Annotated in this window: 10 protein-coding genes; 2 read left to right on the top strand and 8 right to left on the bottom strand. The window is 43.8% G+C overall.

Going from position 1 to position 12,510, the window contains the following annotated elements:
- The first annotated feature begins 6 nt into the window (after positions 1-6).
- Together LNTAR_RS13375 and LNTAR_RS13370 are read left to right on the top strand one after the other, a co-directional pair.
- Positions 7-798: an EF-hand domain-containing protein gene (locus tag LNTAR_RS13375; protein WP_157473574.1), complete on the top strand. Its 792-nt coding sequence runs from the start codon at positions 7-9 to the stop codon at positions 796-798.
- Between the two features lie 7 nt (positions 799-805).
- Complete coding sequence (locus tag LNTAR_RS13370) at positions 806-2,338, top strand: arylsulfatase (protein WP_007279247.1); 1,533 nt, start codon at positions 806-808, stop codon at positions 2,336-2,338.
- Positions 2,339-2,502: 164 nt separating this feature from the next.
- Here the strand turns inward: LNTAR_RS13370 and LNTAR_RS13365 are convergent, their stop codons facing one another.
- The 8 genes from LNTAR_RS13365 to LNTAR_RS13335 form a co-directional block, all read right to left on the bottom strand.
- Positions 2,503-4,041 (bottom strand): sulfatase, encoded by a 1,539-nt coding sequence (locus LNTAR_RS13365; protein WP_007279246.1) that lies wholly within the window; start codon positions 4,039-4,041, stop codon positions 2,503-2,505.
- 14 nt (positions 4,042-4,055) lie between these two features.
- A complete protein-coding gene (locus tag LNTAR_RS27225; protein WP_007279245.1) occupies positions 4,056-4,226 on the bottom strand; it encodes a hypothetical protein in 171 nt (56 codons plus the stop codon).
- The gene (locus LNTAR_RS13360) at positions 4,198-4,872 is read right to left on the bottom strand and encodes a hypothetical protein (protein WP_007279244.1); all 675 of its coding nucleotides are present in this window, start codon (positions 4,870-4,872) and stop codon (positions 4,198-4,200) included. The genes LNTAR_RS27225 and LNTAR_RS13360 overlap by 29 nt, the downstream gene beginning before the upstream one ends.
- A gap of 68 nt (positions 4,873-4,940) precedes the next feature.
- On the bottom strand, positions 4,941-6,290 hold the full coding sequence (locus LNTAR_RS13355) for a hypothetical protein (protein ID WP_007279243.1): 1,350 nt from the start codon (positions 6,288-6,290) through the stop codon (positions 4,941-4,943).
- Between the two features lie 14 nt (positions 6,291-6,304).
- On the bottom strand, positions 6,305-7,588 hold the full coding sequence (locus LNTAR_RS13350; protein ID WP_007279242.1) for a sulfatase family protein: 1,284 nt from the start codon (positions 7,586-7,588) through the stop codon (positions 6,305-6,307).
- Positions 7,589-7,618: 30 nt separating this feature from the next.
- Positions 7,619-8,962: an alpha-galactosidase gene (locus LNTAR_RS13345; protein WP_007279241.1), complete on the bottom strand. Its 1,344-nt coding sequence runs from the start codon at positions 8,960-8,962 to the stop codon at positions 7,619-7,621.
- A gap of 8 nt (positions 8,963-8,970) precedes the next feature.
- Positions 8,971-11,202: a PQQ-dependent sugar dehydrogenase gene (locus LNTAR_RS13340; protein ID WP_157473572.1), complete on the bottom strand. Its 2,232-nt coding sequence runs from the start codon at positions 11,200-11,202 to the stop codon at positions 8,971-8,973.
- A gap of 58 nt (positions 11,203-11,260) precedes the next feature.
- Positions 11,261-12,502, bottom strand: coding sequence for a DUF1552 domain-containing protein (locus tag LNTAR_RS13335; protein WP_007279239.1), 1,242 nt, complete (start codon positions 12,500-12,502; stop codon positions 11,261-11,263).
- Positions 12,503-12,510 lie beyond the last annotated feature (8 nt).

The following is a 12,510-nucleotide window of genomic DNA, read 5'->3' as shown; positions in this document are numbered from 1 at the left end:
ATGACTTTGGTATGTAAATTCACCTTAACACTTTCAATGGCATTTATTACGAATTTAGTGACTGTAAATGCGGCTGAAAAAGCAAAGAAAAGCCCGGAAGTCATTGCCAATATTTTGGAAGTTCATGATGATCATTTACTGGTTGAGACTAGCAAAGGCAAAAAGGCGCATAAAAAAATCCGGCTTGATGAAAATAGCCAAATTATTTATGTAGGCTTTGATGGACAGAAAGAAGATATTAATACCGCTTGCACTATAAGGGCTTCAGTACAGGGAGATACAGTTAAAAAAATGTATTTAACTCCGCCCATTGAAAAACAGTTTCTGGACCCCACTCCGGAAATGTTGAAGATGACTATGAGTGAACTATTTCAACTGGCCGACATAAACATAAATGGTCGTGTTTCCTATGTGGAATTAACGGAGAAAATCAAAGCTCATGCTCCCAAGCATGGGGCAAGCAACTTCTATAAAAAACTTGACCTGGATAAGTCAGGAGCTCTCAATGAACAGGAATTTGAGCTGGCGGTAGTCAATTCCTTATGGTGGCGGATGTCTAGAAAGAGTCCTGAAGAAATGTTTAACGCCGCCGATAAGGATAATAATCAGATACTCTCCAAAGAGGAATTCGAAGTATTTAGAGATGTTAAAGCTCACTTAAACGCCTTGTTGGCAAGGGCGGATAAAAATAAATCCGGTGATGTGGATTTAAATGAAGCCAAAATTCATGTCAATGAACTGATTTATCCAAGCCAGCAAGTCCTTGCGCAAGAGCTGCAAAAGCAACAAAATCTTTAAGAGTCAAATGAAAAGCTCAATAATTTTTAAGCTGGCAGTTTTTGTCTATCTGTGCACCTTTTCTCTGCTTTCAGCGCAGGACAAACCCAATATCATTTTGATTTATGCCGACGACCTCGGAAAAGGAATGTTAAGTCACTATGGACAAAAACACCTAAGTACGCCTCATATCGACTCTATAGCTCAAGAGGGCATAGAGTTTAAACGTTACTATGGCAGTACTTTTTGTGCTCCGGCTCGTTATACTTTGCTCACAGGAATGCACGATGGTCACAAAGGGGCTGGTTCACACACCCCTGGAGGCTTTATTAAAAAATTGGATGCTAAACACCCCAAGGAAAATGACTGGCAACAGGCCTACGACGCCTACATTAATTCACGTAAAAAAGAAGTTTCAATTCCGCCGCATGAAGTTTTTCTGGCCAATATTGCCCAGCAGGCCGGCTACAAAACGGCCCAATTCGGCAAGCTTGATATTGGCTTTTTGACTTGGAATGAGCGTGTTCAAAGGCTCGGTTGGGATTATCATTTAGGTTTTTATGATCACGGTCGAGCTCACGGTTTTTATCCCATGTACTTGTGGAAAAATGGCAAGAAAACCCCTTTAAAGGGCAACACTAATCCAAGTGCAGGTAAAGCCAGTGAAAGAGGCAATGAGCCAGTGGGCAGTCACGGGACGACTTATTCCCAGGACATTTTTATCGATGGTATGCTGAGTTTTATACGCGAAAATAAAAATGACCCCTTCTTTCTTTATCATTCCACTCAACTGCCTCATGGTCCTGTAGCCGTAAATGCCCTGCATCCTGAAGTGGCTAATAATAATGAGCTCACTCTTTCGGAAAAAAAGTATGCTTCCATGATTAAAATTCTGGATCATCATGTGGGCTTAATCCTCAAGGAACTTAAAGAGCAGGGACTTGAAGAGAATACGATTATTTTCTTTACTTCTGATAATGGCCATGAAACCTACTATGAAAATAAGAATAAGCTCCTGCCAAAAAGAACTAAAACTCAGTTGGCAGATGGTACACCGGCAAATTACACCGATAAAAAATGGCGCAGCAATAATGGCGGCGATATTTTCAATGGCGCCGCCGGCATGGCCAATTTAAAATGGAGTAATTTCGAGGGTGGGGTTCACTGCCCCATGTTTGTGAAGTGGCCGGGAAAGATTAAAGCCGGTGGTCAAACAGAACATTTGGCCTGTCATTATGATTTTATGGCAAGCATGGCAGCTATACTTGGGCAATCAATTCCCAAGGGTAAAAATAGCCTCTCTTATTTACCGGTTTTATTGGGAGGGAAAAATCAACAAAAGCACGATTGGATTTTCATCAATGGCAGTAAAAGAACCTATGGCACGCTGATTACCAAGGATCATTGGAAGCTCATTAAACTCAAGGATTCCTTTCAGCTCTATAGCCTTAAAGATGATTTTCTCGAAGAAAAAAATGTCGCCGATCAGCACCCTGAATTATTAAAAAAACTCATTACGATTTTTAATCAACAGAAAGATAAAGAAAGAACTGACCTTTAGTCAGAAAGCTGGGTTATACCGATCATTGCAGTTTGATAAGTTTCTTTTTCCAAGAGCTTCTGGGAACTGCTACCTGATTCCTGTCACCTTAACTTTTTGCGTGTGAGTTTGCGGAGTTCGCAATTGGGAGCCGATTAAAACCGGCGAAGCAATTTTCAGCGTATTTATTTCTTCTTACTGGTCTTCCAGTGTTTCTTCATGAATTCCTCAGTGGGTTTGCCAATCTGTTGCGGGCGATATTGCGCCGGGTCGAAATTTGGGTTTGGCTTAGGAACAAGTCCTCCCGTATCCTGGATCACCGCCTCTATGATGCGGTCCATTTCTTTCACTCTTTCGGGGTATTTATCAGCCAGGTCATTCTTTTCACCGATGTCTTCAGCGAGATTATAAAGATTATAAGCGTGAGCGCCATTTTCGCCCTGATGGAAAAGGCGAAGCAGTTTCCAGTCCCCTGAATGGAGGGATATGGATGATGGCACCCAATCCGGAACCATAGCAGGAAAAGGAAAGTAGTTTACAATGCCCTTGCGATTGAGCTTTTTACCAGCTAAGGCCGGACTTATATCAATACCATCAACCTTATGATCAACTGGGATCTCAATTCCCAATTGATTGAGGATTGTCGGATAAAAGTCTGAGGTCTGAATAAGTTCTTCAGAGCGGGTTTCGTCTTGGGTAACACCCGGCCAAGAGATAACACAGGGAACGCGAATTCCACCTTCACACATGGATGCTTTACCACCACGCAGGGGGTAATTATCCGTCGGAAAAACGCCATCGATTTTACTATACATATTGCCACCATTATCGGAGACAAATATAATCACTGTTTCATCGGCAATTCCAGCTTCATCTACCGCGTTAAGTAAAGAACCGACAGCGTCATCCATGGATTCAATCATCGCGGCATAAATAGCCGATTGCTGCCTATCGCCAGGCTGAATCAATTTTTTGTATTTTTCGACCAAGTCCTGCTTTGCATTCCATGGACCATGCACTGAGAACATCCAGTAATTCATAAAGAATGGACCTTTATCTTTTACTGATTTCATCCAGGCGATCGCCTCCTCAGCCATGCGATCTTCAATATGCTCTTTTGGGGAATTAGCTTTAAAATTTTTAAACCTCCATGGTGCCACATATGAACCTGCAGGACCTGGACCTGGATGATTTGGTATATCTACATCAAAGCCATGTTCTAGAGGGGAATAAGGCTTAGGGCCTAAGTGCCATTTACCAAAATGACCCGTAGTATACCCGGCATTTTTAATGAGTTTCCCCAGAGTTGGCAATTTATTGTCGAGACGTGTTGCCGTGTTTACTGAGATTACTTTATTACTCGCAGGGGTATTATTTTTATAAGTGGGGGCCATGCGAACGGCCTTCGTATGGTGCTCGGGCCTAGTCGATCCGTGACGTAAGGGGATTTGCCCCGTCAGTATGCTCGCCCGAGTTGGAGAACAAAGTGGACTATCCGAATAAGCACGACTAAAAGTCATCCCCCGCTTTGCCAGACGCTCAATATTCGGAGTCTGATAGAGCTTGGTAGTACCATAAAGACTTGTATCTGACCAGCCTAAATCATCCGCCAAAATAAAGATGATATTGGGTTGCTTGCTGCTCTGATCCGCAGCTAAATCTAAACTTGCTAAAAAGCTATTAGCCGCAACTCCAAGTAAAAGAAATGATAGTAAACGCTTCATAGAATGCCCTGTTCCTAATCTTCTTTTGACGGAGAAAAGCTTACCTCAATATTTACAGGGAGAATAAGTAAATGAGAAACACCTTGACTTGTCTTCTTTGTACCCGATAAACTATTGGGCTCAGGAATAGTGTGTAAACCAGCAGAAGCCTTTTTCTTATAATGTAGTCCAATCCATCTTCTCATTTGTCTTTTCCCAACCATCGCCAAGTTCTGGATAGTCTGGATCCATTAGTATTAAATAAACTTCTGTGGGAGCACTCAATTTAAAAGTCAAGCTAGCTCCCGGCTTCAATTTATCTCTATGGATGGGGTACATTTTTTTTAATTGTTTTTTTGACGGAGAAATACTTACCTCAATATTTGCAGGTACGATAAGCAGGTGTGGAATACCAAAAGTTTTCTTCTTTTTACCCGCTGAGCCATCGTGCTCGGAAACCTTCAGTTCTCCAGCTGGAGCCGATTTCTTGTAAATGAGGTCTTTAAATGGCACGTGGTCTCCCATCCAATCCAACTTCATATCTGTCTTTTCCCAAGCTTGCTCAAGTGTTGGATTCCCACGATCCATTACCGCTAAATAAACTTCTGCGGGAGCGCTTAACTTGAAAGTCATGCCAGCCCCCGGCTTCAGTTTATCACCGCGATTGATGGGATAACATTTAAAACCTTTTAAGCTTTCCGGTATAGTTGTCACTTTAAATTTGCGGTCTGCGCAGCGCAGCCCCCCTATTTCTAAAGCTGCTTTATGGCCCGACTTGTTCTCTGCAAAAAGCGGTGAGCTAAAGCTCATCAAGCAAAGCAGTAATAATGCTTTCATTGTGTAGTTTTTCATTTTCTTATCCTATGTAATATTTTATGTTTTTTTCAAAATTCAGAAGTTTTATTTACTTATCGCTTTGGTCATTTTTCTACAATTGGCAGTTCCACTAACTGCATGTCAAAGTAGACTCCGCGACCACCTAATTTTGGAAACAATCTTTTTCCCTGATCGCCTGATTGCATTTCCTCAATTCTGGCAGGATCAATCAGCTCAATAGATGCCAGTGAGAACAGGCGCCCATCCGGCAGCATTGCCAGTGTATCGGAATCGCAAACGCGAATGTCACCCGGTGCCATCAAAGGACCATGATCAATTCGTTTCTTTGAATTTAAATCATAGGTCACATAATAGACCTGATCATTTGGATTAAGTTTACGTCCTTCCACCTTGACTGCCGGTCCGTGTGTGAGGTGATGTATCTTTCCGTCAGCTAAAATAAAGGCGAGACGACTGCCTCTAATATTGCCCATGGTATTGAGGTCTGCATCCGAGCAAATACGAGCTAGCGGAGTGATTGATTTAGTTTTAAGATCTAATTCAAATAAAGAGCATGTTCCCTGATGAGTAGCGTAAATTTTGTCACTACCAGGTGAAAGAAGTGCCATGCGCCAATGGGAAGACGCAAGAGCCTTATCGTCGGCTTGCCCAACAATCCCCTGCTTCACATTAAGACCGGTTTCACTAATCTTTCCTTTTGCTGGATCATAGTGCCAGATTTCGCCATTTTTACGACTTCCATAGACGACTCCGCTTTCGGGATGAATAACTAGACAGCGAGTCACATCTATTGAGTCTGCCATAGCTTTACTCTTTCTGTATTGGTCATCAACCTGGCCAAGAATTTTAACTTCTCCCGTACCAATATCACAGCGCATCAGCAGACCGTTTGGAAAGCTTATGCCGTAAAGACAATTGCGCGGAAAGTCCGGCTCCAGAGTTAGAATCCCCTCCAATTTGGGAGCTCGCCCCACTACTTTAGCTTTGCCACTTTTTTGATCATATGCTACAAAGCAACCACCTGCATAAGCTTTGCGCTGCCTATGCCATTTGTATCCAGCGACTCCGAACGCGGTCCCAAAATAAATGACTTTATCATTCTCAAAAAAAGGTGTATGGATCTTACCCTGAGACATTTCACCTCCCGGCCCAACTTTAACGCCGGTCACGCGACCTAAACCAAAGGGCTTATCAAAGCTCTCAGTTTCAGGGTCATAGGAAAGCACCTCTGCATTCAGGTCCAGCCAATGAGTCGAAAAACCCATAAACAGTTTGCCATCCGCTGTTGAACTTAAAGCCAGGTGACTCGCATCAGCCCAAAGCAGATCCGGATCATGTAATTTGACGTCGACCTGCTTACTATCAGTAAAGGACGTGCAAGAAGCCATTAAAAGTGTGCTAAGCACTAGAGAAAGTTTTAAATGCAATTTCATCAATCAGCTGCCTTCTAAAAAACCATGGGAGTTTCTTGCAGCCACTGATCCATCAAAGTAGAGAGTTCCTTTACCTTTTCGGGGTATTTAGCAGAGATATCCTTGCGGTCATCTGGATCATTTTTTAAATCGTAGAGTTCGTAGCTATCCGGGCGAGCAATGAGTTTATACCAACCATTGACCACAACACGGGCGAGTATATCACTATGTAAATCTCCGACCTCCTCGATATTGATATCGCGATCATAGATGTCGACAAAGATACTGCCACGCTTGGCCAGGAGCTCAGGTTTTCTCAAATCCAGCCCGGACATAGCTTTATCCGGCTCTATACCACAAGCTTTCAAAATAGTTGGAGCTATATCAATAGCGCTGGCCAATGTTTCTTTATCGCGTTGGGGAGCAATCCTATTCTTGTGGGTTAAAAAAATTGGCGTACGTATACCTATTTCAACAGCTTCTTTTTTCGAACGTATATAACCACCGACTTCTTTAGGGTCCGGCAGCCAACCATTATCACTGGCATAAACAAAAAGTGTATTGTCGTAAAGATCCTTTTCTTTTAGGAAACTCACCAGTTGGCCACAGGTCTCGTCAAGCCAGGCAATATTCGCCCAATAGCGTGCAGTGGATTCATTGGGGGCCAGATCTTTGTATTTGTTATAAAGACGATCCGGAGCATTATGGGGTGTATGCGGCAGGAAAACACCGTACCAAATAAAGAAAGGTCTATTGTCCTCTTGAGCCTTATTTACGAAATCGTGAATCGGCTTCATGGTTTTACGGCCAATCTGATTGCTGTAAGTGCCCTCAAAACCGTGATCAAGGGGATTTCCCTCCCACCATTTGCCTGCCTTGAAGGTTGCATAGCCATTATCATTTAATTGCTTTACCATGGAAGGAGCATTTTTAAGCGAAGCCGTCATAAGCTGAGCATGCTTGCGAGTTAGTGTTCTAGCCTCCTTTTTATCCATCGTTTTAAAAGCTTCAATATATTTTGCCGGTATGGAATGATTGCCTCTTACTGCTGTTTGATGCGGGTAAAGTCCCGTCACAATACTCGCCAGTGATGGACGGCACATGGACGCTGTATCATAACCTCGATCATAGACAAGGCCTTCACCCGCTAAGCGGTCTATGTGAGGAGTTTTAACGTGTGGGTGTCCCATGAAGCTGTAATCCATCCAGCCGTGATCATCGCTCAAAATAAAAACGACATTGGGTTTATCCTGAGCATGAGTCAAAAAGCTGACGACACAACACAGCAAGGTGATTAATTTAGTGGAGGTTTTATACATAATTTTCTACCGTAGTTTTTTAAAATTTTTCTATTTGAAGTGCTTTGACCATTTGGATTTCTGAAGGCCGCGCTTAACCGCATCCAGGTTTTTCAATTGCGCTCCGCCGTAATGACTTAAGGCATAACCATCACAGCCGGTGTATGAGGATAGTTCGGCACTTTTCTCCAGGACGGCCGGATTCTTACCGCGGATATCCAAAGCTGCCACCCAGTGAACGTGATCACCGGCAACATTTTCAAAGTTCTCCAGGTACTTCACTTTATCGTGGACAAGCTTCATGTTGTCCTGATGTTCCACAAAAGCATTGGCTCGGATGGAATCGATATGATTCATGAAAGAAGGCAGATCAACACCAGAGTAATAACTATGGGTACGGACGTAGTGATTCCAGCGAATGTCGATATTTGGATTGAAGGATTTCGCAGCGCTGCTGATTAAATGGAAAAAGTTATTGATTGACTCACAGCGGAAATCCAGCCAACGTTTTAATACAGGATTTTGCTTGAGATACTCTTCGGCAGTAATCCCGGAATCCATTATGGCTTTCTTATCCTGCTTTGCCAAAACCTGAAGTTCTTTCTGTGCCTCCTTGAGATCAAAGCCTTTCTTTTTTGCCTCAAAGACACAATGATTACAGAAGCATCCGCCTTTTTCAGTGGCGACCAATGCCCATTCTATGGGGTCGGGGGGGAGGTTTTGCACGAAATATTTTGTTGGAAGTACGTAGGGAACCAAACAAGTCTGTATGTAATCAAGGTCATAGTTGGCCGCAAGATCGGAATAGAGGCCCACAGCGTATTCCTGAAACTCGGGGCTATTATGGCAAACAACGTGATTTTTGTAATTATGGGTGATGACGGGCTTGCCGAAGACGTTTATTTGAATGGCATCCGGCAACTCTTCTTGCAACCTTATTGGATCAATCCAAGCGTGAAAGAGCTCAACTGCGGACTTCATTTTTCTTTTACGCAAGGCCGTCGTGAGATCCTCTACCCAATCTGATTTTGCCAGGAAATCCCGCTTAGTTCGCAGGGGTTTGATCTTGCCATAGTGTTTCATATCCGGTTTCCAGTAAATATGGCAATCTTCACATGTGTAAGACTTCCTTACGGGATTATGAGTATATTCACCACCACGGAACGGGCGGATGGATTGAGAAAGGTTACACATGTAGATAGAATTGGCTCCAGCCCTTCCCTGCAAGTTATCCAGAACATTCTCTATACCTTCATCAGCCAAATCCCAGGGAAAAACACTGGCGGAAATTTCCGGTGGCTGACTTTGCGGCAACACAGTATTGCATCCGTAGGAAGCCGCTACGCCGCTCATACCAAGGGCTTTTATAAAATTTCTTCTCGTTAAATCACTCATACTATCTCCTATGGATGTACTTTATTTTTGTTGAAATTCATAGGTGGCTCACACTTAGGCAGTGAGTTGATCCAGTCACGGATAAGGGCCACACCGGCTTCATCAACTTCGTGGGAACCAAATAGGGGCATCTGCCCTGCACCGCGCCGATTCATACGTCCCAAAAGTTCAGATAGCTCGGCATTACCCGGAACAATCAGTTTGGCCTCTGCTTTGCCAAGCAAGCCAATCTTCGGTGCTCCACCAATCAAACCTGTTTCTGCCAATGGCACATGGTATTCCAATTCCATTGCTGCGCGTCCCCCCATTCCCGTCTTGTGGTGACAATGGGCACAATTTATGTGCAGGTAAGCCCGTGCCCGCTCTTCCAAAGTTCCGCTCTTGGGATCGTAAGGATCCGCAAGCCTCACTTCCCGCCGCTTTTTTAAGTCATTGTTATTTTTCAAAACTTTTGTTTTCAGCCATTCGTCAAGTTGCTGAAGCCCCTGTGGGTCAGTTCTATTGAGTTGCGGAGCTGTGAAAGCAATGCCAAAGAGGCTGTGTTGAGTGTGGCAAATCATACATTCTGAGCGAGAGGGAAAACGCCAGATTTGTGTTTTCCCTGAGTCGCGTTTGACTTGTACCGTTTCGCCCTGTTCCGGAACCAGGCTTGCCGTCTTGCCTTCAGAATCCCACTTATAAGTATATCCCTGCCAGGTTCCACTATTGTAAAGAACCTGAGTCTCCACAGGTGCCCCATCTAAATAAAATGTTTTTACCAGTGCTCCTCCTTCGTTGATCCATAGACTACTGTAATAACGATTACCCCCTCTCTTCGTGATTTGACTCTTGGGAAGAGCTAGAAAACGACGGGCACTGGCGCCATCAGCCCAAGCCTCCGCCTGCACCTTGTATTCCATTACGCCTTCAGACGGTTTTTGTGAAGCGACATGATTAAACAGACCTGTCTCAGCTAAAGTCTTTGGCCAGGGACGAGTTCTTTGTTCACCTTCACGTCGGGATAAAGTTTCTATGCTGCCAGATAAGGAAAGCAGTAATAACTCTTGTTGGTGATCCTCACATATTGAGGTCAATGTCCCGTAAGTAATTTTAGCAATTCGAAAGGGCTTCCCCAGTGTGTCTTTACGGGCATCATAAGCCACGGCCCAAATCTCTCGGGTTATAGAACAGCCATAGATGTAGTGCCCCGCGAGTTCAGGAAATTTTTTACCTCGATAGAAAACACCACCAATAATTGAGCGCAATTCCGTATGGGGCTGTGCCAGCCTGGGAAGTGTATGTTGAGTATTGGGTCCACCTAAGGCTAAGTCACGATGAAAAGGCTGATAACCTTCGTAAGAGGACCAACCGGCATTGGAACCTCGCTTCACACAATACAGCATCTCCCAGAGATCTTCGCCATTATCAGCTGCCCACAGTTCCTCACTGACGGGATGAAAACACATGCGCCAGGGGTTGCGCAGGCCGTAGGCCCATATTTCAGGTAAAACACCGTCCATTCCCACAAAGGGATTATCGCCAGGTACTGTATAATTACGTCCCGGCTCAGGCTTGCTGTGCACATCAAGACGTAAAATAGATCCCCTAACCACGTTAACCTGCTGCCCCACTTTACCCGGATCGCGTTGGACTGATCCATCCCCGGCAGAGATGTAAAGAAAACCGTCTTTGGGACCCCACTTCAGATCACAGCCATTATGAGTAATAGTCTTCCAACTATAAACGATTTCAGGTTTTCCCTCTAGGCTAAATCCAGACTCCATTGTCACTTTGTAGCGCACGATCAAGCAGCGTCCATCTAAACCGTTCTGCTGATGAACTGCCAAGTACAAATGGGGGATTTTGGGCCAGTCTCGATCAAGTACTCCACTCAATAATTGAAAGTGTTTAGAACTTTTACCCTGCCCCATATCTTTAAAATGCGATTTTATATCCGTCACCAGATGGCGCTCAACACGGTCCTCTAGGCCATGAGCCGGTACCGACCAGATCTTACCCCTGTGCCCTAGAATCAACAATTCCGCTTCATCGCTATTATTCTGATAGGGAATCACGTCCAGTGCACCCTTAAAGAGATAATTACCCTTAAAGAAGGAGACCGCCTGATACTTTAAACCTGGCATACCTGCTCCGTCCAAAGCGGAATTATCCCACTTAAGCTTATCTTGTCCTAAAACGATACCTGAGCCCAGAAAACTGATGACACAAAATATAACTGTGATTACATTTTTAGGGCTCATGAACATATTTTACTGCTAGGGTTAGATTTTAAAAATGAAAAACGTGAGGTCGGCGGTTTTAAAGGATTTGTAAAGAACCGGTACTATCCGCGTATCTATCTTTCTTCACTCCCATATGCTGTGCCATATTAAGCCACAGATTGGATAAAGGTGTACCTTTGGAGAAAGCGGTATGCTGACCATTGCCTTTAACATTTTTACCAGCCACAACGACAGCCAAACGGTCGTATCTGTGATCAAAACCATAACCGAGTCCACTGCCCATCACACTGGTGGTAGAATCAAATAATGATTTGCCCTGATGATCTTTAGACTTTTTCAATTCATCTAAAATGTAGGAGAATTGCTGAACATAGAATCGGTCAATTTTAGCGACATTATCCTGCTGATCTTCTTTATGGGTCAGGCTGTGGTGAACGACTTTTTTATCAAATTCACCATCAAAAAAGAGTGGTGAAGACCAGCGTTCGGGGCCTGCCATGAAAGTAACGTTTCTCGTCAGGTCAAGTTTAAGAGCCATTACAGTAAGTTTACCCATCAGTCTCATGTACTCACTTCGTTTAACCGGCTCCATTTCGTCATCAGGAAAAGTGACTTTGGAGAGCTCCTGTTGTTTTTGAGCCAATAATAAAGACTCTTGTTCTAATTCTCTGACAGATGTGAAGTACTCGTCAAGTTTCTCTCCATCGTGACCTGAAACTTTGGATTTCAAAGATTTTGCATCAGACATGATGAGGTCCAATATACTGGAATCAATATTTGCCTTAGATCTAAATAAAGTATTAAACAAGCCTAAAGGTGATTTATAGTTGGCGGCTGAATAACCCGGACCGTACCAGGAAACTGTATCAAAGTGTTTGGTCTCTCGAACATTGGGATCTTCATTACAGTTCACTGCTAAAGTTGGAAATGGCGTAGCACGCGGTAAACTCGATGCGATCACATGGTCCAATGTTGTATTGAGAGGATAGGCACCATCGGTTCTTTCATGGTGAGCTGAGCTCGTTAACCAACAGCAGCCTGATTGGGCATGAACGTCTGTACCTGTAGCGTGGATTCTATCTAGGCCACTGAGGACTGCGACGTCTTTCTTATGATTTTTTAAAGGTGATAAACTAGGCGTAAACTCATAGTCCCCGACCGTAGATGGAAACCATTTGTAGGGATTCACTCCATTTGGAAGATAAAACCACAAGGCTCGCTTGATATCATTATTGGCTGACTTGGGGCTGGAGAAAGCTTCCAGTGAAGGCAATAAAATACTTGCCGATAAACTCTTTAATATTACTCTGCGATTCATGTATTACC

It is taken from the genome of Lentisphaera araneosa HTCC2155 (genome assembly GCF_000170755.1).
In the GTDB taxonomy this organism is placed as follows: Bacteria; Verrucomicrobiota; Lentisphaeria; order Lentisphaerales; family Lentisphaeraceae; genus Lentisphaera; species Lentisphaera araneosa.
This window is presented reverse-complemented; position numbering and strand designations above follow the sequence as displayed.

What these genes read in the sequence shown, in the direction of transcription:
- LNTAR_RS13335 (WP_007279239.1), bottom strand. Translation starts at nt 12,502, where the DNA reads ATGAATCGCAGAGTAATATTAAAGAGTTTATCGGCAAGTATTTTATTG.
- LNTAR_RS13350 (WP_007279242.1), bottom strand. Translation starts at nt 7,588, where the DNA reads ATGTATAAAACCTCCACTAAATTAATCACCTTGCTGTGTTGTGTCGTC.
- LNTAR_RS13370 (WP_007279247.1), top strand. Translation starts at nt 806, where the DNA reads ATGAAAAGCTCAATAATTTTTAAGCTGGCAGTTTTTGTCTATCTGTGC.
- LNTAR_RS13340 (WP_157473572.1), bottom strand. Translation starts at nt 11,202, where the DNA reads ATGAGCCCTAAAAATGTAATCACAGTTATATTTTGTGTCATCAGTTTT.
- LNTAR_RS13365 (WP_007279246.1), bottom strand. Translation starts at nt 4,041, where the DNA reads ATGAAGCGTTTACTATCATTTCTTTTACTTGGAGTTGCGGCTAATAGC.
- LNTAR_RS13345 (WP_007279241.1), bottom strand. Translation starts at nt 8,962, where the DNA reads ATGAGTGATTTAACGAGAAGAAATTTTATAAAAGCCCTTGGTATGAGC.
- LNTAR_RS13360 (WP_007279244.1), bottom strand. Translation starts at nt 4,872, where the DNA reads ATGAAAAACTACACAATGAAAGCATTATTACTGCTTTGCTTGATGAGC.
- LNTAR_RS27225 (WP_007279245.1), bottom strand. Translation starts at nt 4,226, where the DNA reads ATGAGAAGATGGATTGGACTACATTATAAGAAAAAGGCTTCTGCTGGT.
- LNTAR_RS13355 (WP_007279243.1), bottom strand. Translation starts at nt 6,290, where the DNA reads ATGAAATTGCATTTAAAACTTTCTCTAGTGCTTAGCACACTTTTAATG.